Origin of the sequence: Streptomyces sp. NPDC127108, assembly GCF_042677545.1 — a bacterium.
GTDB lineage: Bacteria > Actinomycetota > Actinomycetes > Streptomycetales > Streptomycetaceae > Streptomyces.
In genome coordinates this window covers 96,435-115,183 of the sequence record NZ_JBHXTE010000026.1, presented here as the reverse complement: position 1 = coordinate 115,183, position 18,749 = coordinate 96,435, and the positions used below count along the sequence as shown (strand labels likewise).

The 18,749-nt window shown below is 68.3% G+C and carries 13 protein-coding genes and 1 pseudogene; 6 read left to right on the top strand and 8 right to left on the bottom strand.

Going from position 1 to position 18,749, the window contains the following annotated elements; translation table 11 throughout:
* Positions 1-190: 190 nt before the first annotated feature.
* Positions 191-2,248, top strand: coding sequence for a dynamin family protein (locus ACFVHO_RS23010; RefSeq protein ID WP_385717570.1), 2,058 nt, complete (start codon positions 191-193; stop codon positions 2,246-2,248).
* An 85-nt stretch (positions 2,249-2,333) separates the two neighbouring features.
* Here ACFVHO_RS23010 and ACFVHO_RS23005 read toward each other — a convergent pair.
* A pseudogene (locus ACFVHO_RS23005) lies at positions 2,334-3,243 on the bottom strand (IS5 family transposase).
* 36 nt (positions 3,244-3,279) lie between these two features.
* Here ACFVHO_RS23005 and ACFVHO_RS23000 point away from each other — a divergent pair.
* Positions 3,280-3,909, top strand: coding sequence for a class I SAM-dependent methyltransferase (locus ACFVHO_RS23000; RefSeq protein WP_385717567.1), 630 nt, complete (start codon positions 3,280-3,282; stop codon positions 3,907-3,909).
* A gap of 486 nt (positions 3,910-4,395) precedes the next feature.
* Here the strand turns inward: ACFVHO_RS23000 and ACFVHO_RS22995 are convergent, their stop codons facing one another.
* Positions 4,396-5,307, bottom strand: coding sequence for an alpha/beta fold hydrolase (locus ACFVHO_RS22995; RefSeq protein ID WP_385717564.1), 912 nt, complete (start codon positions 5,305-5,307; stop codon positions 4,396-4,398).
* 549 nt (positions 5,308-5,856) lie between these two features.
* On the opposite strand from ACFVHO_RS22995, the gene ACFVHO_RS22990 reads away from it, so the two are divergent.
* Positions 5,857-6,465 carry a hypothetical protein gene (locus tag ACFVHO_RS22990; RefSeq protein WP_385717561.1) on the top strand — a complete coding sequence of 203 codons (609 nt, stop codon included), beginning with the start codon at positions 5,857-5,859 and terminating at the stop codon, positions 6,463-6,465.
* A gap of 803 nt (positions 6,466-7,268) precedes the next feature.
* On the opposite strand, the gene ACFVHO_RS22985 is transcribed toward ACFVHO_RS22990, so the two are convergent.
* The 5 genes from ACFVHO_RS22985 to ACFVHO_RS22965 all read right to left on the bottom strand — a co-directional run bounded on the left by ACFVHO_RS22985 (position 7,269) and on the right by ACFVHO_RS22965 (position 12,044).
* Positions 7,269-8,435, bottom strand: coding sequence for a lipid II:glycine glycyltransferase FemX (locus ACFVHO_RS22985; RefSeq protein ID WP_385717558.1), 1,167 nt, complete (start codon positions 8,433-8,435; stop codon positions 7,269-7,271).
* A gap of 343 nt (positions 8,436-8,778) precedes the next feature.
* On the bottom strand, positions 8,779-9,450 hold the full coding sequence (locus ACFVHO_RS22980) for a hypothetical protein (RefSeq protein ID WP_385717555.1): 672 nt from the start codon (positions 9,448-9,450) through the stop codon (positions 8,779-8,781).
* Positions 9,422-10,030 carry a D-Ala-D-Ala dipeptidase VanX gene (vanX, locus tag ACFVHO_RS22975; RefSeq protein WP_385717552.1) on the bottom strand — a complete coding sequence of 203 codons (609 nt, stop codon included), beginning with the start codon at positions 10,028-10,030 and terminating at the stop codon, positions 9,422-9,424. The genes ACFVHO_RS22980 and vanX overlap by 29 nt, the downstream gene beginning before the upstream one ends.
* Entirely contained in the window at positions 10,027-11,067 is a 1,041-nt protein-coding gene (gene vanA, locus ACFVHO_RS22970) for a D-alanine--(R)-lactate ligase (RefSeq protein ID WP_385717549.1), read from the bottom strand. Before vanA ends, vanX begins: the two co-directional genes overlap by 4 nt.
* Complete coding sequence (locus ACFVHO_RS22965) at positions 11,064-12,044, bottom strand: D-isomer specific 2-hydroxyacid dehydrogenase family protein (RefSeq protein ID WP_385717660.1); 981 nt, start codon at positions 12,042-12,044, stop codon at positions 11,064-11,066. Before ACFVHO_RS22965 ends, vanA begins: the two co-directional genes overlap by 4 nt.
* Positions 12,045-12,552: 508 nt before the next feature.
* On the opposite strand from ACFVHO_RS22965, the gene murF reads away from it, so the two are divergent.
* Positions 12,553-13,908 (top strand): UDP-N-acetylmuramoyl-tripeptide--D-alanyl-D-alanine ligase, encoded by a 1,356-nt coding sequence (gene murF, locus ACFVHO_RS22960; RefSeq protein WP_385717545.1) that lies wholly within the window; start codon positions 12,553-12,555, stop codon positions 13,906-13,908.
* A gap of 479 nt (positions 13,909-14,387) precedes the next feature.
* Here murF and ACFVHO_RS22955 read toward each other — a convergent pair whose 3' ends face one another.
* Entirely contained in the window at positions 14,388-14,969 is a 582-nt protein-coding gene (locus ACFVHO_RS22955) for a TetR/AcrR family transcriptional regulator C-terminal domain-containing protein (protein WP_385717657.1), read from the bottom strand.
* Positions 14,970-15,049: 80 nt separating this feature from the next.
* On the opposite strand from ACFVHO_RS22955, the gene ACFVHO_RS22950 reads away from it, so the two are divergent.
* Both ACFVHO_RS22950 and ACFVHO_RS22945 read left to right on the top strand, forming a co-directional pair.
* The gene (locus ACFVHO_RS22950) at positions 15,050-16,291 is read left to right on the top strand and encodes an FAD-dependent monooxygenase (protein ID WP_385717542.1); all 1,242 of its coding nucleotides are present in this window, start codon (positions 15,050-15,052) and stop codon (positions 16,289-16,291) included.
* 190 nt (positions 16,292-16,481) lie between these two features.
* Positions 16,482-18,701 carry an MMPL family transporter gene (locus ACFVHO_RS22945; protein WP_385717538.1) on the top strand — a complete coding sequence of 740 codons (2,220 nt, stop codon included), beginning with the start codon at positions 16,482-16,484 and terminating at the stop codon, positions 18,699-18,701.
* Positions 18,702-18,749 lie beyond the last annotated feature (48 nt).

The following is an 18,749-nucleotide window of genomic DNA, read 5'->3' as shown; positions in this document are numbered from 1 at the left end:
GCCCTTCGAGTTCATCCAGTCCACCCGTTCTGCCTCGTCGGTCGGGCGGGGCGGGGGGGGGGGGGCGGCCCCCCCCCCCCCCCCCCACGACGGCACCCCAATCCCTGGACCACTGGCGAGCACTCGACGAACGGGCGCGGGAGCTGGCACTCACCGTGCGAGGACACCTTCGCGCCTTAGAGGGAGAATCATGGAGGAGCAGTTGATGGGTGCACGGGGTCCGGAATCCCGTACGGAGCACTTCCAGGGCTGGAGTGAGAACCTGGCGACGTTGCGTGCTCACTACGCAGCACTGCAGCACATCGCCGCGGAGGCGGGGAACGTGCTCAGCGACGGCACAGGCGCTCCGTCACCCATACTGGGCATCAGTGGAGCAGCCTTCGAGCGCGAATCATTCCGAATCATGGTGCTCGGGGAGTTCAGCAGCGGCAAGAGCACGCTGATCAACGCCCTACTCGGAAAGGAGCTCCTGCCCACCCAGGCGAATCCGGCGACTGCCTTCACCACCGTCCTGCGCTGGGGCGAGAAGGAACAGGCCTGGCTCTACCGCACCGCTGACAGTCAGGAGAAGAAGGAGCCCGTCGGGATTGAGGAGTTCCGCCACGAGGTTTCGCTCCAGTTCGACACCCACGGCGCACCCCGTGCTCCGGCCTACGCCCTGGCCGTAGTCGAGCAACCACTCGAAATCCTTCGCCGGTCGGTGGAAATCGTGGACTCAGCGGGCATCAACGAGAGTCCCGAGCGCGAACGCGTCACGCTGCGCTTCCTGGAAGAGGTAGACGCCGTCATCTTCGTGACCGATGCCGGGCGTCCCTTCACCGCGTACGAGACCGAGCACTACCTCCAGTACGTTCGACAGCTCGGCCATCGCGACATCTTCTTCGTCGTCAACCAGTTCGATCGCATTGACGAGAAGGATCGAGACGCCGTCATCAGCCGCTGCCGCAACATCGTGGCCGGACTGACGGGAGGCACGGAGGCGCCCACCACGCCTAACGTATTCTTCGTCAGCGCCCTGGAGGCACTGAAAGCACGCATCGAGGGGAACGCCGAGAGAGCGCGAGCCTCCGCGATCGGGCAACTCGAGGGCGCGCTGGAGTTGTTCTGCATGCAGGACGCGGCCCGCGTGAAGTTCGTCAGGCTCGCCGAGTTCCTGCGGCAGAACGCGGTCGGCCTGCGTCAGCGCCTCCACGACGAGGGTGCCCTTCTGATGAAGTCCAGCGCGGAGCTCAACACTCTATTGAGCGAGAGCCAGGAAACTCAGAACGATCTGCGTCAGAGCGCGGAGGCGATCCGCGAGATCGTCAGTTCGCGGATCGCCGCTGTCGGCAACGAACTACAGCTTGCTTTCTCGGCCTTCTTGACGAGGGAGAGCGAAGAGGTTCTCCATTGGGACACCCAGAAGCAGAGCACCGCGCGGCAGTTCTTCCGGCCTTTCGGCCAGGGCGGCAGGCTGGCGATGCAGCACGAGTTACAGAATGCCTATACGAGTGTCCTCCAGCGCAAGTTGCAGCTCTTCAGCGCGAAGGAGCTCGAACCGCTGGTCCGCGACCGGCAGAAGCAACTCCTACGGGAACTTGAACCCATGCTGCGCACCCATGCGCAGCTGCTGGACAAGCTGCGCACCGAAGTCACCGGGTCGGGCTCCGTGCGAAACCACGATCACCTGCTGCACCTTCTGGCAGTCTCCGCGTCCCAGGGCAACGGCGCCACACAGAACGCCCGCACCGACATGCCGTGGCGCTTCCGCCCCAACTCCCTCCTCGCCGCCGGCGCCGGGGCCGGAGCCGCGGTAGCCGGTGGCACGACCGCGGCCACCGCGGCCGGCATCATCAGCCTGGGCATCGTCCTGCCGCCGCTGGGACTGACCTTGGCTATCGGGGCGGCTCTGGGCCCACTCCTGGCCGCTGCCTCGGCAGTCTTCGCCAGCGGCAAACTCCGCGACCGCATCGCCATGGAATTCGCCGAACACATCAAGGAATCAGCCGGACGGTCCGCCCGGCAGTACGCTGACAGTCGTACAGCTGACTTGCGCGGAGTCTGGGGCGAGATCGGAGACACGTTGCACAGCCAGCTCCAGGAGCTGATCGGCAGTGTCCAGCGCAACATCGAACAGAACCGCACCGACGAGCAGTCGAAGCGCAATGTGCGTGACGCGCTCTACCTGCACGAGCAGCAGATCACCGAGATCGAGCAGCGCATCGCCTCCTTCCTCAGGCCCCTGGTCACCCAGGAAGCACCCGACTGAGCCGTAGCCCCATGTGGTGTGGCGGAGTCGTCGCTCGTAACAACGGCGTGAACTGGAGATCCGTGCCGGTCGACTTCGAGGTCCCCTAGGGCCTGTCTGACAAATGATTACCCGTGGACTCGCGAAGCCAGAGGATCAAGGAAGCCAGGACAACTCCTGCACGGTAGCGGTCGCCGAGCTTGTCGAACCGGGTCGCGATCGCGCGGAACTGCTTGAGGCGGGCGAAGCATCGTTCGACGACGTTGCGGTCGCGGTAGGTGATCTTGTCGAAGGCCGGCGGCCGGCCGCCGAGGGCTCCGCGTCGGTGGCGGTTCGCCGCCTGGTCACGGCGCTCGGGGATCGTGGCAGCGATGCCCCGGCGCCTCAGCAGATGGCGGATGGCCCTGCTTGAATACGCCTTGTCACCCAGCACACGGTCCGGTGTCGTGCGCGGGCGGCCCGTGCCGAGGCGCGGGGTGCGGATGCCGTGGAGGACCTGGCCGAACGCCGTCGCGTCGTTGACGTTGCCGGGCGTGAGCACAATCGACAGGGGCAGGCCCCGGCCATCGACGGCGAGATGGACTTTGGTGGTCAGTCCGCCTCGGGAGCGGCCGAGGGCCTGGCGCGCCTGCGAGCGGCCCGGATCTTCCAGTTCGTCCCCGTTCGCATCCCCTTTTTGCGGGCGCCGACTGCGTGCTGGTGGACTCGGTTGATGGTGGAGTCGACGGAGACGGTCCATTCCACCCGGCCCACCGCGTCATCGCGGACCTGAACGCGCTCCAGCAACCGTGCCCAGGTGCCGTCCGCCTCCCAGCGGGCGAACCGCTCGTAGACGGTCTGCCACGGCCCGAACCGATCGGGAAGATCCCGCCACGGAGCCCCTGTCCGCAGCCGCCACAGCACCCCGTTGACCACCTGCCGGTGATCACGCCACGGACGGCCCCGTCCGTCCACCTGAGGCAAAAGGGGCTCTATCCGCCTCCATGCCGCACCGTCAACTCACCTCGACCTGCCACAAGATCAATTATCAGACCGGCTATAGAGTCCTGCCCGTGGCGAATCATCAGGACGAGACCAGGACGGCCTACGACGGTGTCGTCGAGCTGTACGCATCGCTGTTCGCAAACCGGCTGGAGACACAGCCTTTCTCCCGGGCCATGATCGGCACCTTCGCCGAACTGGTGCGCGCGACGGGCAACCTGCGGACAGCGGATGTCGGGTGCGGGCCCGGACATCTGACAGCCATGCTGCACGAACTCGGCCTGGACGCCTTCGGACTAGACCTTGCCCCCGGCATGGTCGACCACGCCCGGCAGGCCCATCCGGCGCTGCGCTTCCAAGAGGCGCGGATGGAATCCCTGCCGATCGAGGACGCCGCGCTCGGCGGCGTACTGGCCCACTACTCAATGATTCACACCCCTCCGGGAGAATTACCGGAGCTGCTCGCCGAACTGGTACGTGTCCTGGTACCGGACGGTCTGCTCCTGGTCTCCTTCTTCGGGACTGACGGACAAGAACCGGTCCGGTTCGACCACAAGGTGGCGCCCGCCTACAGCTGGCCGGCGGATCGCCTCGCCGAACTGCTGGGCGATGCTGGGCTCGATCCCTTCGCCCGGCTGCTCCACGATCCAGCCTCTGATCGGGGCTTCCTCGACGCCCATCTACTGGCCCGCCGTTCGTAGCCACTGCCCAGTCCCCCAGCCGATCGGCGCACCTCCGGATTGCCAGCTCAGCCGAATCTCGCTGATCAGACCGGAATTGTCAGACACCCCCTAGCGCACCCTCTACGGGTACTTTCAGCGGTGGCGGGCAAGTGGGGCCCTGACCCGTATCCACGCCGAGCTCCACGAGTTGGTCCGCGTCCGCGACGGGCTAAACCCCCGCACCGTGGCGGCGACCCTGGACTCGCAGTCCGCCAGGGGTGTCCCTAGACCCCACCGGCAAGGGCCGCAAACGGTGGACCAGCCGCTGGAAGCGAGCCCTCCAGGCGTTCGACATCGCCTTCGATGGACGCCTCTCAGCAGCCCACAACTGACACATCAACCAACCCAGTTACACCGTTGAATTGGCAGGACCGCATGAGGGACCGGGCGGACAGAAATTCGCCCGGCGCACCCTTCGAAACCGCCGACGCCGCCGACCCCGCCGACCGGGACCCATGCTCGGCGTCACACCAGCGGTGTGTGGACCGTGGCCGGGCCCAGGCCGGGCGCGGGGCCGTCGGTCTTGTCCACGGGCAGTCGGCTGCCGGACCCATGGAGGGCGTCGGAGCACGTGCGCTCGATCGCCGAGACGACGACTGACGAGTGCCGGGTGGGCAGACGATGACAGCCTCGCGGGACGACGTGCAGTTCAGCGGTGGGAATCTGCTCGGCCAGCCGGTGCGAGTGGACGGGCGGAACCGTGGGGTCCTCCTCCCCCACCAGGATGTGCACCGGGATCCGCCGCAAGGCCCCCAGCTCGGTGACATCGTGGCGCATCAGTGCTTTGAACCACCGCCCGGCGACATCCATGGGGGGCTGTGTGCTCAACCGCGCCTGCCAGAGGTTGTGCAGGCGCAATGCCACGCCGGGGGCGTGAATGCACAGGCTGGCCATGGCGTGGCGCAGCAGGCCGACCAGCCGCGTCCGCAGGGGAAATCCAGCGGCAGCGAGGTCGAGACCGCCGCTGCTGGTGGCGACGAGCAGAGCCGCGATTGCCTTCTCCCCAAAGAGGCGGGGGCGGGAAGCGGCCAGCGTGAGAATCGCGGCGCCTCCCATGGAGTGGCCGACAAGGATGACCGGTACGTCCCCGGGCGCGGTGGCGGCGATAACGGCCTGGATGTCGTCGGCCAGCAGGGACATCGCCGGCCGTGCGGTGCCGGAGGTGGAACGGCCGTGTCCGCGCTGGTCATAGCGCACGATGAGGGTGGACGGACGGTTCAGTTGTTCCACCGTCTTGTCCCAGATGGCAGAGGTCGCCTGCCATCCGTGGGCCAGGACGATCACCAGGCCAGGGTCGCTCGGCCCATGCAGGTAGAGAGCCAGGCGCGCGCCGTCGGGCCGGGGCAGGGCGACGAGGGTGCAGGGGGTCTCGGGCACGAGCGTCTCCTTGGTACGGACGGCAGCACGGCTGCCCGGGGCGAGCGACGGCGACACGGCATGTCCTGCACGTCCTCGCACGGCAGGACCTGCCGGATCACGCCTGCCACGAGTGGGAAGGCACACGAACAACAGACGCAGAAAGACACGGCACTGGTTGTGGAGAGACTCGGCTGCCGTCCGGCAGATTAGGCAGCTCACTGCCCCGTGCGCACATCGCTTGGTAGGGATTGGTCAGGAGAGGGCTGCTTCTGAGTCGGGGCGCGGCGGGAAAAGCCACCGGTCACCGACTTCGCCACCTCCTCGGGCACGATCCGCCGGCTGCCGACCGCCCCGCCGCAGCATCTCGACGAGGCGGCGGTCTACGCGGTTGGCCAGGTGAACCACAACTCCCCCGAGAAGTGACGCGAGGACGAAATCGCCTCGCCCGGCCGGGCGCTCCGGACGCATCGTCACCGCCGTGTCTCCCGACCCTGCCGCGGCCGCCGAGGAGGAGGTCGCGTGGGGGTGGGCGTCGATGTCGCCGCAGGACCTGGATACCGTTCCGCCATGACAGACGAGGTCGCGACCACAGATCAGTACCCGATCACCGATCACATCGCCATCTGCCCCGTCACCCCCCTTCTGGTGGGGCAGATCGTCGGCCTGGCGGAACTGCAGTGGGACGACCGAACGGTCCCCGAGGCAGCGATGCGGGGACTGGGCTGGCGCGAAGGCGACGACTTGCCGTTGGAGGACATGCTCGTCACGGCCGAAGGTCATCTCGCCCACCTCGGGGGCCACCTCGCCCTGTCGTTTGCCCACTTCTACTGGGTGGGCGGCGAGGACTGGGGCGAAGACTTCTGGGGCACGTTGCCCGGCTGGTCCAGCCACGAGAACGCCGGACGGGAGGTCTTCGACGCGCAGATCAACGCCGCTGTCGCCCAATTCAGTCAGCGACTCGGTCCGCCAGAGCACGACCTCAGGTCCGAAGGCGGCACCCTGGCCATGGGACCCGGCGAATGGCGGCACGCGGCCTGGCGCCGCGGGAGCAACCTCCTCGTCATCGGCCCACGCCACGAAGGGCTCTCCTACTTCCAGTTCGAGGAGGCCGTGGTCTACATCGGACCTGCCAAGAAGACCGCTCCGCTGCCCGCCCTCCACGATTTCATCGCCTGACCACCTCTCGGTCTGCCGGGTCGCACCGCGGGGTCGTCGGCCAGGGGCCGTGTCCGTACCGGCCAGGCGGAGCCCGGGGCCCGGAAAGGGACTCCGGCGGTGGCGGAGGCGGCGGATGACCCACCGAGAGCCAGTACGGTGCCGACGACGGCGAGGCCCTACCGGAGCGGAGCCGGCGTGCGCGGAAGGAGGAGTTGCTCTTCGTCCTGGTGTTCGTGATGCTGCTCGCCGGGGCCGCGCTGGCCTACGTGACGTGGTGTCACCTCACCCAGCCCTCGGGACCCCGCTGGGGGTGGCCCTCGCCGGAGTCACCCTCGCGCTCACCCTGGCCCTCCGGTGCCCCCCCCGGAAGACCGCGACGGCGCGGCGCGAACATCCGGCGCGCGGCGGCGTCACGGATCCGCGCCCCGGTGCACTTACCCACAGAGCGGCGCGCCGGGCGCTGCGGACGGCGAGGGGCCAGCGGGTGACAGAAACAGTGATGGTTGTGGTGGGCCTGGTGGTCCTGGCCGGGGCGCAGGTCTGGTGCCGGTGCGGCGGACCGCTGCCACCTCGGCTTGCCTCGGGCTGCCGCTCCTGGGCGCGGGCCAGGCGCTCAACGCGTCGGCCGCCGCGGCGAACTCCCCCTCGCTGTGGCCGCGGCGGGGCCGACCACCGCTTTACCGCGCTGGACGCGCTGGCGGCGATCGGGGGCGGGCGGCGGCGGTCCGCTGGATACGCGGCCGCCTTGCCGCAAGCGATGTGACTGGCCAAGGCTCCCCTCGGGGTGCGTCGCGACGACGTCGCGGCTGCAGGTGTGCGGTTCAGCGGCCGCGCCGTCTCATATAGAGGTCGAAGGCCCGGTAGACCATCGGCCGCAGCGGCAGGTCCCACTCGCCGACGTACCGCGTCGCCTGACCGCCGGTGCCGACTTTGAACTGAACAAGGCCGACGTGCGGGTCGTCGGCGTCGAGGGTGGGGGTGATGCCACGCAGGTCGTAGACGTCGCAGCCGGCCGCGAGCGAGTCACGGATCATCGCCCACTGGCAGGCGTTGGAGGCACGCACCTCGCGCTTCGCGGTGGAGGAGGCGCCATAGGCGTACACAGCGTGGGCGCCGACGCGGACCAGGACCGTGGCGGCGGCCAAGTCGCCCTGGTGGCGGGCCAGGTAGAGCTTGATCCGCTCGGGGTCCTCGGTACTCAGCGTCGCGAACATGGTCTCGAAGTAGCGCAGCGGCCGGGGTGTGAAGTGGTCGCGCTCGGCGGTGTGGACGTAGAGGTCGTGGAACGCCTTGAGGTCTTTCGGGCCCCCGTCGCCGACCGTGACCTCGACTCCCTCCTTGGCCGACTTCTTGATGTTGCGGCGCCACTGCTGGTTCATGCCCCTGAGCAGTTCGTCCTCGGTCCTGCCTACCAGCGGGACCTCGTACTTGAACTGGGGGTGCCCGACGCCGAACCCGTCCTCCGGGCTCTGCGGCAGCCAGCCGGCGCCCTGGAGATCGCTGGCCACGCGGGCACCGACCGGGTCGGTCCAGCGGGCGGTGATGTCGGTGAGCCGTTTGCGGCCCGGGTCGGCGATGCCCTCCTTGACCTGGGCGGCGCTCCAGGTGTGGGTGCGCACCGGCGGGCCGAGCCGGATCGCGAACGCGCCGTGGGCCTTGAGGTGGGCCGCCAGCGGATCGAGCCAGGCACCGATGTCGCCGCTCCAGTCGATGACCGGGCCCTCGGGTAGATACGCCAGCGTGAAGCGGTCGAGCCTTGGCACTGGGCGGTGCAGTACGAGCCCGGCACCAACCAGGCGCCGCCCCTCGAACCAGCCGAGGGACTCGCTGCGCCACTCGGTCTTAACGCCGCCCCATGCCGGGGTCTGCAAAAAGCTGACCGACCGCTGGGCCCGGACGAACGCCATGTGCTCGGCGGCGGTGATCGGCATGACCACCGGTTTCACGGCTGTAGGTCGCATTGCTTCGCTGGGAGGGGTGAAGGACATGTCATCAGTCAATGCAGTGGGGTGTTGCCGGGGTGTATGCGATTCTCGATATGCCGACGATATGTCACCACCCGACGGCTCAGGATCTGGTTCCGGCCGCCACCGGCCGGTGGCTCCACGGCGGGGGCCCGCGGGCACTCACCGTTGACTCACCAGCCTGTTTCAGCCCGGCGCCGCGCGCATACGACCCGCCCAGGCGTGGGTGAGCCTTGGCCAAGCGATGGTCAAGAACGTCGTCAGGCACACGACGGAACTCCCGCCCTCAGCCCCGGGCTGAGGGCGGGCCCTGCGTCCCGCCGAGTGGCAGGTGGTGGCAACGCGCGCGGTGCCGGTTCACCTGGCCTCACGGTCCCGCGCTGACCAGGATTCCTCGTCCCGCATAGAACCGCTCGAAGACGCGCATGGGCAGCGATGCGGATTCCGCGTTGTAGGAGTAGCCCGACGGATTATGGAACCGCACGATCCCGCCGCGGACCGCATGAATCAGCACGAGGTGCCCTCCCCGTCGCGGTTCGTGGGTTCTCGGGTCGCGAATCTCAGGAGACACCGAAGCGATCAGTACCTGCCCGGGGTGCACCGCTCGGGCGGATGCTTGAAGCGGTGCGTTCTCGACCAGTTGGCATGTGAAGCCGAATTGTGAGCTGACCCAAGCCATGAATGGCCGGTATATCAGTCCTTGGACCTTGCCCTGGGGTTCCACTACGTAGCAACCCCAGTCGAGGGCCTGCGCGAGGAGTTCACGCATCGGCAGTCGGACATCCGTCCAGCCATGGAGCAGGGACTGCAGGCAGGCCAAGCCGCAGATTTTGCGGGACCAGAACAGGTACTCCTCGCGCGAGTAGTATCCGTCGGAGGCCCAGTCGTACAGTCGCGATGGATCGGTGCGCCTCAGGAAGACGTCGATACCCGATGGTGCGGCACGCCGGATGACGACCTCGTCGTTCCGGTCCAGGCTTCCCCACTGTGAGACGTAAGGGAGGCTTCTGTCATGTGATGGGAAAGTCGAAATAGACATCTGCATACGGCTCGCTTTCCAGCGTGTAGTGCCACCACTCGCTGTCGTAGCGAGCGAATCCGCAGTCCTCCATGATGGAGCAAAGGTACTCGCGGTTTTCCGCTTCGATGGGCTCTATTCCTTCTGCTCCATGATGCGAGATCGAGTCCATGAGGTCGTGGCCACCACCCATGCGCGCATTTTCTCCGGTGGCAAGGGTATAGAGCGTCAAGTCGACCGAACTGCCGCGGCTGTGGCCCGACTTGGCGGCCACATATCCCTTGCCGAAAAGCTCGGACCTCTCGATATTGGGGTAGTGGCGCTGCTTTGTCCGACCATCCTCCGGCAGTTCCGACCAGCGCAGGAAGCAGTCGACGGCGCGTTGCGGACGGTATCCGTCCCAGACAAGCAAGCCAAAGCCACGGGACGCGGCTTTCCCCTGCGCCCACCCCAGGGCTTCGCACAAGGCTCTGGTGCCGACTATCCGATTCACCAGGTATCCGTCTACCGGCTGTCCGGTGAAGTTGTCCCGGGTGGCGTACTTGGCATCCCAGCGGATGCCGGGCACCAGCTCGTCCAGGTACACGAAGTCACCGTTCATCGCTCTTTCCGGTCCAGTGTCATTGACACGAGCCGATCGATGACGTCGGAGAGCGGTATCCCTGCGGCGGCCATCATCCGGGGGTAGCGGCTGTAGGAGGTCATGCCGGGGAAGGTGTTGACTTCGTTGAGTACCACCTGGCCGTCGTTCTGGAGGAACATGTCCACGCGGGCAAGCCCCTGGCAGTCCAGTGTGCGGTAGATGGTCTTGGCACTCTCTTGGACGAGACGACGCGATTCTTCGGAGATGTCGGCGGGAACGATGAACGTCGAGTTGTCCGAACCAGTCTCAGGTGAGGCCTCCTGGTGGATCCTGAAGAATCCGTGCGAGAGGGCTACACGGTCCACCTCGCCCGCGATCGGGGCGGAAGGGGCCCCCAGGATCGCGCAGCCGACCTCGCTCCCGATCACAGCCTCTTCGATCAGGACCTTCGAGTCGTACTGCCGTGCGGCGTCCAGTGCACCCGGCAAGTCCTCCGCACCGGCAACTTTGCTGACGCCGAAGGATGAGCCCGAACGGGCCGGCTTCACGAAGGCTGGATAAGAAAGCTGGTCGGCGTCGACCTTCTCGTTCTCCGTGACTACCAAGAAATTTGGCGTGGCGATGCCCGCGCTCTTGGCGACGGTATAGGTCAGGGATTTGTCCATGCAGATGACAGAGCTCTGGATATCGCAGCCGACATAGGGAACGCCGGAGAGCTCCAACAGGCCCTGGATCGCGCCGTCTTCGCCGAGTGTGCCGTGCAGAACGGGCAACACGAGGTCCAGACGGACCACTTCGAATCGTTCCTGTTCCAGGACGAGCAGTCCGTGGACGCTTTGATCGGGCGACAGCATGACCGGATGAGCCTCTGCGTTCTCCCAGTCTGCGCCAGGGGAGTCACAAAGCTGCCAGGCACCGGACTGCGTTATGCCGATCCAGTACGGTTCATATTTGTCGGTGTCGAGGTTATTTGCGACCTCTTGGGCGGACTTGACGGAGACGGGGTGTTCTTCGGAAGAGCCCCCGAAGATGATTCCGATCTTCAACTTGTTCATGCTTTCCCGCTTTCAAAGTCGAGGCAGTTGAGGAGACTGTTCCTGATGGTGTCGCTCAGTGCGTGGTCGGTGTAGTAGGCCGTGTGCGGGCTGATGAGAACATTCGGCAGCTCCTGTAGCCGCAACAGCGAGCGGTTCTCGATGGGCTTGCTCCGGCAGTCGGTGTAGAAGATTCCTTCCTCACCGTCGAGGACGTCCAACGCCGCGCCGCCCAGCCTGCCGCTCTCCAACGCCCACAGAAGAGCTTCGGTATCGATGAGTGGCCCGCGTCCGGTGTTGACGATGAACGCGCCGTGTTTCATCTGCTCGATGCGTCGGCGATCGATGAGATTGCGGGTTTCCGCGGTGAGCGGGGTATGGAGCGTGACAATGTCGCTGTGCCGAAGCAGCTCGTCGATCGGCGTGTAATCGGCAGGGGCCTTGGGGCGATTGTCGTATGCCAGCACACGGCAGCCGAAGCCTCGTAGTCGGTCGATGACTGCTGTGCCGATACGCCCTGTGCCGACCACTCCGACGGTCAAGTCTCGCAGCTCTTTGCCGCGTGTCTCACTCAGTCGGTAGTCATGAGCGTCGGTGCGACGGATGGTGTCCTTCGCGTGACGCACGGCCATGAGCATCAGCATGAGCGTGTAGTCGGCAACACTGTCGGGAGAATAAGCTACGTTCCCGACGTAGATACCGACGCTTTCCGCATGACTCACGTCGATGTGGTTGTATCCGACGCTTCGTGTGGAGAGATACTCCACACCGGCGCGGCTCAGTGCGCTGAGCGTGGCATGCGTGACTTGCGTCTTGTGGCCGATGCTGATGCATCGGTTCCCGACTGCCAGGTTGATATTGGCCTCGGATACCGCCGCCTTCGTGATGGTCGGCACCACGTCAAAGCGAGGCGCTATTTCCCGGAGGAGAAGAGCCTCGTCCTCATCGCACCCATAGACCGTGATTCCCGTTGTCGACACAGTCCGTGAGGTCGCCATCGGCGCTCGGGTGCGGCCCGTCGCCGCTCGTGTTGGTCCGCTGGAACTCATGCCCTCCAGTCAAGAAGGCCCGGTGTTGCCAGCGCGTATGCGTTTTTTGATATGCCGACGATATGTTGCCAGCCGCTCCAAGCACAGGCCGATGCTCGACTTGCTCTGCAAGGGCGAGCCCTCAGCCCGTAGCGGACGCCGACGAGGCAAAGCCGCAGGCCAGCAGCGCTGTTGTCGGTCCTGGTGCTCGCACCGTCGGGGGGTCCGGCCGATCCCACGGGAGAGCCGGCGCGGCTGCCCAGCCGCGGCCATGCTCTCGCGGGTGTCGGTCGGCAACATATCGTCCGCGTATCGAAAACTGCATACGCGCTGACAACACCACGCCCCCTTGACTGGAAGGCATGAATTCCAGCGAACCAGCCTCTGTCGTCCGCTGCATCGCCAGCCCGCCCCCGATCGCCGTCACAGCGACCGGACGGTTGTTGACGCGCTTCACCGATCCTTGCGCGGTCCAGGCGTGATCCCGCTCAGCCTTTGCGAGATCGCCACAGTAGTCGGTGGGACGGTCGAGGGCGACGACGCCGTGACAGTGACCGCCCCGGCCGTGCTCGACAGCGGGCAGGCCGAGCCGGGCGGCCTCTTCGTCGCCTTCGCCGGCGAACACGTCGACGGCCACGACTACGCCGTCCAGGCCGACCGGTCCGGCGCGGTGGCCGTGCTCGGCTCCCGGCCCACGGCGCTGCCGACCGTCGTGGTCGAGGACGCCAAGGCCGCGTTGCAGGCGCTCGCCGCCCACGTCGTGGCACGGCTGCGCGACCGGCTGACAGTCGTCGGAGTGACCGGATCCCGCGGCAAGACCAGCACCAAGGACCTGCTGGCGGCCGTCCTGTCGAGCTCCGCGCCGACGATCGCCACGATCGGCTCGCTCAACAACGAACTCGGCATGCCCCTCACGATGCTGCGTTCCACCGAGGCCACCCGGTTCCTCGTCCTTGAGATGGGCGTTCGCCGCATCGGCGACATCTCCAAACTCACCGGCCTGGTCGCACCCGACGTCAGTGTCGTCCTCAACGTCGGCCAGGCCCACCTCCGCCATCTCGGGTCGCGCGAGGCGATTGCCCAGGCCAAGGGTGAGCTGGTGCAGGGTCTGGCGCCCGGCGGCACCGCGGTCCTGAACGCCGACGATCCCCGGGTTGCCGCGATGCGCTCGCTCACCGACCGCCCGGTGCTGACGTTCGGCCAGGCGGAACACGCCGACGTTCGCGTGCTCGACGTGGTCCTTGACCGGCTCGCCCGGCCGTCCTTCACCCTGCGGACCGCCGCCGCCCGCGCTCCGGTCACGCTGCCGCTCGTGGGCACTCACCAGGCGCTCAACGCGTCGGCTGCCGCGGCGGCGGGGCTGGCGGCCGGCGTCTCCCTCGATGTGGCAGCGGCGGCGCTGCCCACGGTCTCGCTGTCGAAGTGGCGCTTGGAGCTACGCGCCCTCGCCGGCGGCGCAACGCTGCTCGACGACTCCTTCAACGCCGACCCCGACTCGACCCGTGCCGCCTTGGACACGCTGGAGGCAATCGAGGGCAAGCGCCGCATCGCCGTCCTCGGCGAGATGCTCGAACTCGGCGACGACAGCGAGGCCCAGCACCACGCCATCGGGGAGTACGCCGCCCACCGGGCCGACGTGGTGCTCGCGGTCGGCGCCCGGCCGCTCGCCGACGGCGCCGGAGAGCGAGCGGTGGCGCTGGCCGACAACGCCGCGGCCGTCGAGTGGCTGCGCGACCGGCTCACCCCCGGCGATGTGGTGCTCCTCAAGGCCTCCCGCGGGGCGCGCCTCGACGAGGTCGCCACCGCGCTCACGTCCGGGCCCCACCTGCGGTAGTTCCCTGCGATCCCAGCCTGGGCGTCAGTGAACAGTGAGTGGGGGTCGACGGTGGTGGCCCGCATCTCTGCCGCCACCGTCTGGGCCGGGTCGGAGGACACGCCTGGTACAGCTACAGCGCCTCCGCCACGGCCGAGAGGGAGGTTCGTCAGGCCCGCTCGCCATCTGCTTGGGTGTGCGCTGGCCGCTGTGCGGAAGTTTCGCGGTGTGCGGGCTGGTCGGCCTGGCGGCAGCGGTGGCCACGCAGGACGCGTCGGTTGAGGGGCTGCGCTGGGGCGCGCTGCCGGCGCGCTCGCTGCCGCCGCTGGCGGTGGCCCTGCTCCCCGGCGCGTTCGGTGGGCTGGGGCGGTGGTGTGGCTGCTGGTCGCGGCGGCCGTGTGGCGGCTGCGCGGCTACCCGGGCCGCCTCACCCGCGACGAGACGGGCCCCCGGGCCGCCTCGTCCTGACCGCCCGGGCCTGCGAGGGCGGCCGGTGGCGGTCAGCTTCTGACTCCGGCGCCGGGGGCGGCGGTGTGCTGGTCGAGGCCGCCGAGGATGAGCGCGAGGCCCGCCTCGAACGCCGCTTCGTCATCGAGTGCGGGGACGTCGTCCGGCAGCTCCCCGGGGTCAGGTGCGTCGGCGGCGGCCTGTTCCTCCAGCACGCAACCGATGGTGAAGCGGCTGCAGGCCAGCATCGCCATCTGCGCATGCTGCTCGGGCACGCCGGAGGTGACGAGGAAGGTCATCTTGCGGCGGATGCGGTCCAGGTCGCCGGTCGGGGTGCTGCCGGCGTGCAGGCGGGCGCCGTCGCGGCGCATCAGCAAGGTGCGGCGGAAGCTGCGGGAGTTGTCCAGGAACCAGGTGCGCCAGTCGTCCCCGGCTCGGGGAAGGGGCGCGGTGGCGTGCGGGGCCATGGCCGCCTGAGCCATCGCGGCCAGCAGGTCCTTCTTGGTCTTGAAGTGGTAGTAGAGCGACGGCTGCTCCACGCCCAGGCGCTTGGCCAGCCGCCGGGTGCTGACGGATTCCAGCCCCACCTCGTCGAGCAGGTCCAGCGCCTCGGCGACGACGGTCTCACGGTTCATCTTGGTCACGTTGACAATCTATCGCTGATAGAAGACTCTCGAAAGGGAGAATCAATCACCGATAGATTTCGGGGTGGGTCATGACGGGAAGGAACCTGAAGCGCTCGCTGCGGATCCTGGTGGCGGGCGGCGGTGTCGCCGGGCAGGCGCTGGCCTTCTGGCTTTCGCGCGGCGGCCACGCGGTGACGGTCGTCGAGCGGTTCCCGGCGCTGCGGGCCTCGGGGGCGCAGGTGGACCTGCGCGGGCAGGGCATCGACGCGGTGGAGCGGATGGGGCTGCTCCAGGAGGTGCGCGGTCAGCTGGTCGACGAAACCGGGGTGGCGTTCGTGGACTCCCGGGGCAGGCCGAAGGCGACGATCATGGCGAACACCTCCGGCAAGGGCCGCCAGACGCTGACCTCGGAGTACGAGATCATGCGCGGTGACCTGGTGCGGATCCTGCACGAGGCGACGAAGGACGACGCCGAGCACCTCTTCGGCAAGAGCGTCGACGGCTTCGACCAGCACGCCGACAAGGTCACCGCGCACTTCTCGGACGGGACTTCTGGCGAGTACGACCTGCTGATCGGCGCCGACGGGCAGGGCTCGCGCATGCGGAGGGCGCTGCTGCCCGAGGGCTTCGACCCGTACTGGCGGGTGGGCATCCACATGGCGTACTGGTTCGTGCCGCGGATCGCCTCCGACACCAACCTCCGCGACACCTACATGGTCCCGGGCGGCCGGCAGATCATGCGGCGCAGCCACAACACGACCGAGACACAGGTGTACTTCGTGATGCGCGAGAACTCCCAGGAAGCCTCCGCGATCCACCGCGCCCCCGTCGAGGAGCAGCAGACGTTCTGGGCCGAGCGGTTTCGTGACGCGGGCTGGCAGACCGAGCGGTTCGTCAAAGGCATGAAAGACAGCCCGTTCTTCTACTCCCAGGAGATCGCCCAGGTGCGCATCGACAACTGGTCCAAGGGCCGGGTCGTGCTGGCCGGGGACGCCGCGCACTGCGCCTCCCCCTACAGCGGGATGGGGATCTCCGGCGGCCTGGTCGGCGCGTACGTCCTGGCCGGGGAGATCAACCGCAGCCCGGGCGACCTGACGGCGGCGCTCGCGAACTACGAGCGTGTCCTGCGCCCGTTCGTCGACGAGATCCAAGGCGAGGTCAACCCGAGGATCCTGCGGGTGGGCATGCCGCTGAACAAGCACGCCATCACCGCGTTCCAGAACATCACGGCGCTGGCCTGCTTCCTGCGCATCCCCGACCTGGTCGCCCGCATGTCCAAGGAGGACCGCGGCGGCGACTGGCAGCTTCCCGCCTACGCCGACGCCGCCTGAGCGCTCGGGTCGGCCCGCCGGAGGCCGTCGTACTGCGGCTGCAGTACGGGCGGGTGTCGGCAGGCGCGGGACGACGAGAGGGGTGCTCGCCGCGAACGATGGAGGACGAGCCCCGGAACTCCTGTGCGCGTCGGTGCGGATGGGACGGCCGAGGCACCCTCCCTCCCCCTTCTTCGACTGGAGTGCCTTCATGGCTTCCCTGCTCTATCGGCTCGGCCGGTTGTCGTTTCGGCAACGCCGCTACTTCGCTCTGCTGTGGGTGGCGATCCTGGCGGCCTGCTCGTTCGCCGCGCTCAGCGCTCCGGCCGCGGAGGAGGACGGGTTCTCCATCCCGGGCACCGAGTCGCAAAAGGCGTTCGACCTGCTCGACGAGCGCTTCCCCGGCGACAACGCCGAGGGCGCGGACGCGCGGATCGTGTTCGCCGCCCCCGACGGGCAGAAGGTGACCGCCCGCGAGAACCGGGCAGCTGTCGAGAAGGTCGTCGACACCGTCGCGCGCGGCGCGCAAGTGCAGGACACCTCGAGCCCGTTCGCACCGGAAGCCGTGGCCAAGGACGCCGGCACCGCGTTCGCGACCGTCACCTACAGCGCCTCCAGCGACGAGCTGAGCGAGGCGACGAAGGCCGCGCTGATGGACGCCGTCGAGGACGGACGGGCGGCCGGGCTGACCGTGGAGGTCGGCGGCTCCGCCGTCGACGGCGGACCCGAACTCGGCGGCATCACCGAACTGATCGGCATCGCGGTCGCCGCGCTGGTGCTGTTCATCACCTTCCGCGCGATGGTCGCCGCCGGGCTTCCCCTCGTGACGGCGCTGATCGGGCTGGGCGCCGGGGTGTGTGGCATCGTCGCCGCCGGCATGTCCACCACGACGATCACCCTGGCGCTGATGCTGGGCCTGGCCGTGGGCATCGACTACGCCCTGTTCATCGTCTCCCGCTACCGCGCGGAGCGGGCCGAGGGCCGCGGCCCGGAGGAGGCCGTGGGCCGGGCGGTCGGCACGGCCGGATCCGCCGTCGTCTTCGCCGGCGCCACCGTCGTCATCGCGCTGGCGGGCCTGTCGGTGGCCGGGGTGCCGATGCTGACCGACATGGGGCTGGCCGCCGCCGGAACCGTCGTCATCGCCGTCCTCGTCGCCCTGACGCTGCTGCCCGCCCTGCTCGGCTTCTTCCCCCAGGCCGTCCTGCCCCGAACTCAGCGCCGCTCCCCCGCCACCACGGCCGCGCCCGCGGCCGGGCAGGGGAAGGAGCCTGCGGGAAGCCGTTGGGCCCGCCTGGTCATCCGCCGCCCGCTGGCGACACTGCTGCTGAGCGTTGCCGGTCTGGGCGTCGTCGCGATCCCGGCCCTTGACCTGCAGCTCAGCCTGCCCGGCGACGAGGCGCAGCCCACCTCGACCACGCAGCGCCGCGCCTACGACGCGCTCGCCGACGGCTTCGGCCCCGGCTTCAACGGACCCCTGACCGTCGTCATCGACGCCCAGGGCGCCGCCGACGCCAAGGAAGCCGCCGCCAAGGCCCGCACCGAGCTGTCGGCGACCAAGGGGGTCGTGGACGTGTCCCCCGCCAGCTTCAACAAGGCCGGCGACACCGCGATCGTCGGCGCCGTGCCCAGCACCGGGCCGGCCGCCGGCGCGACCAAGGACCTGGTCAAGACCATCCGCGCCCAGGCCTCCGACCTGAAGACGGAGACCGGGGCGTCGATGTGGGTGACCGGGCAGACCGCGATGAACATCGACGTCTCCAACAAGGTCACCGCCGCCCTCATCCCCTACCTCGCGGTCGTGGTGGGCCTGGCCGTCCTGCTGCTGATGGTCGTCTTCCGCTCCGTCCTGGTCCCGGTCAAGGCCGCGCTCGGCTTCCTGCTCTCGGTCGCCGCGTCCTTCGGCGTGATCGTCGCGGTCTTCCAGTGGGGCTGGCTCGCCGACCTGCTCGGTGTCGCCCAGACCGGCCCGGTGACGAGCATGATGCCGATCTTCCTGATCGGTGTGGTCTTCGGCCTGGCCATGGACTACGAGGTCTTCCTCGTCACCCGCATCCGCGAGGCGTACGTCCACGGCGCATCGCCCGCCCAGGCCGTCGTCACCGGCTTCCGGCACAGCGCCCGCGTCGTCGTGGCCGCCGCCGTCATCATGATCGCCGTGTTCGCCGGGTTCATCGGCATGACCGACTCCATGATCAAGATGCTCGGTCTGGGCCTGGCCGCAGCCGTCCTGTTCGACGCGTTCGTCGTCCGCATGACCATCGTCCCCGCCGCCCTCGCCCTGCTGGGCAAGGCCGCGTGGCGACTGCCGACATGGCTGGACCGGATCCTGCCCGACCTCGACATCGAGGGCGAGAAGCTCACCCGCGCCCTGACCGCCGAACCCTCCGCCCCTGCGGGCCCCTCAGCCCGCGAGGAGTCGGTGAACGCCTGACCAGCACCGGCCCCCCGGGCACCCGCAGAGTTACGAGTGCCCGGGGGG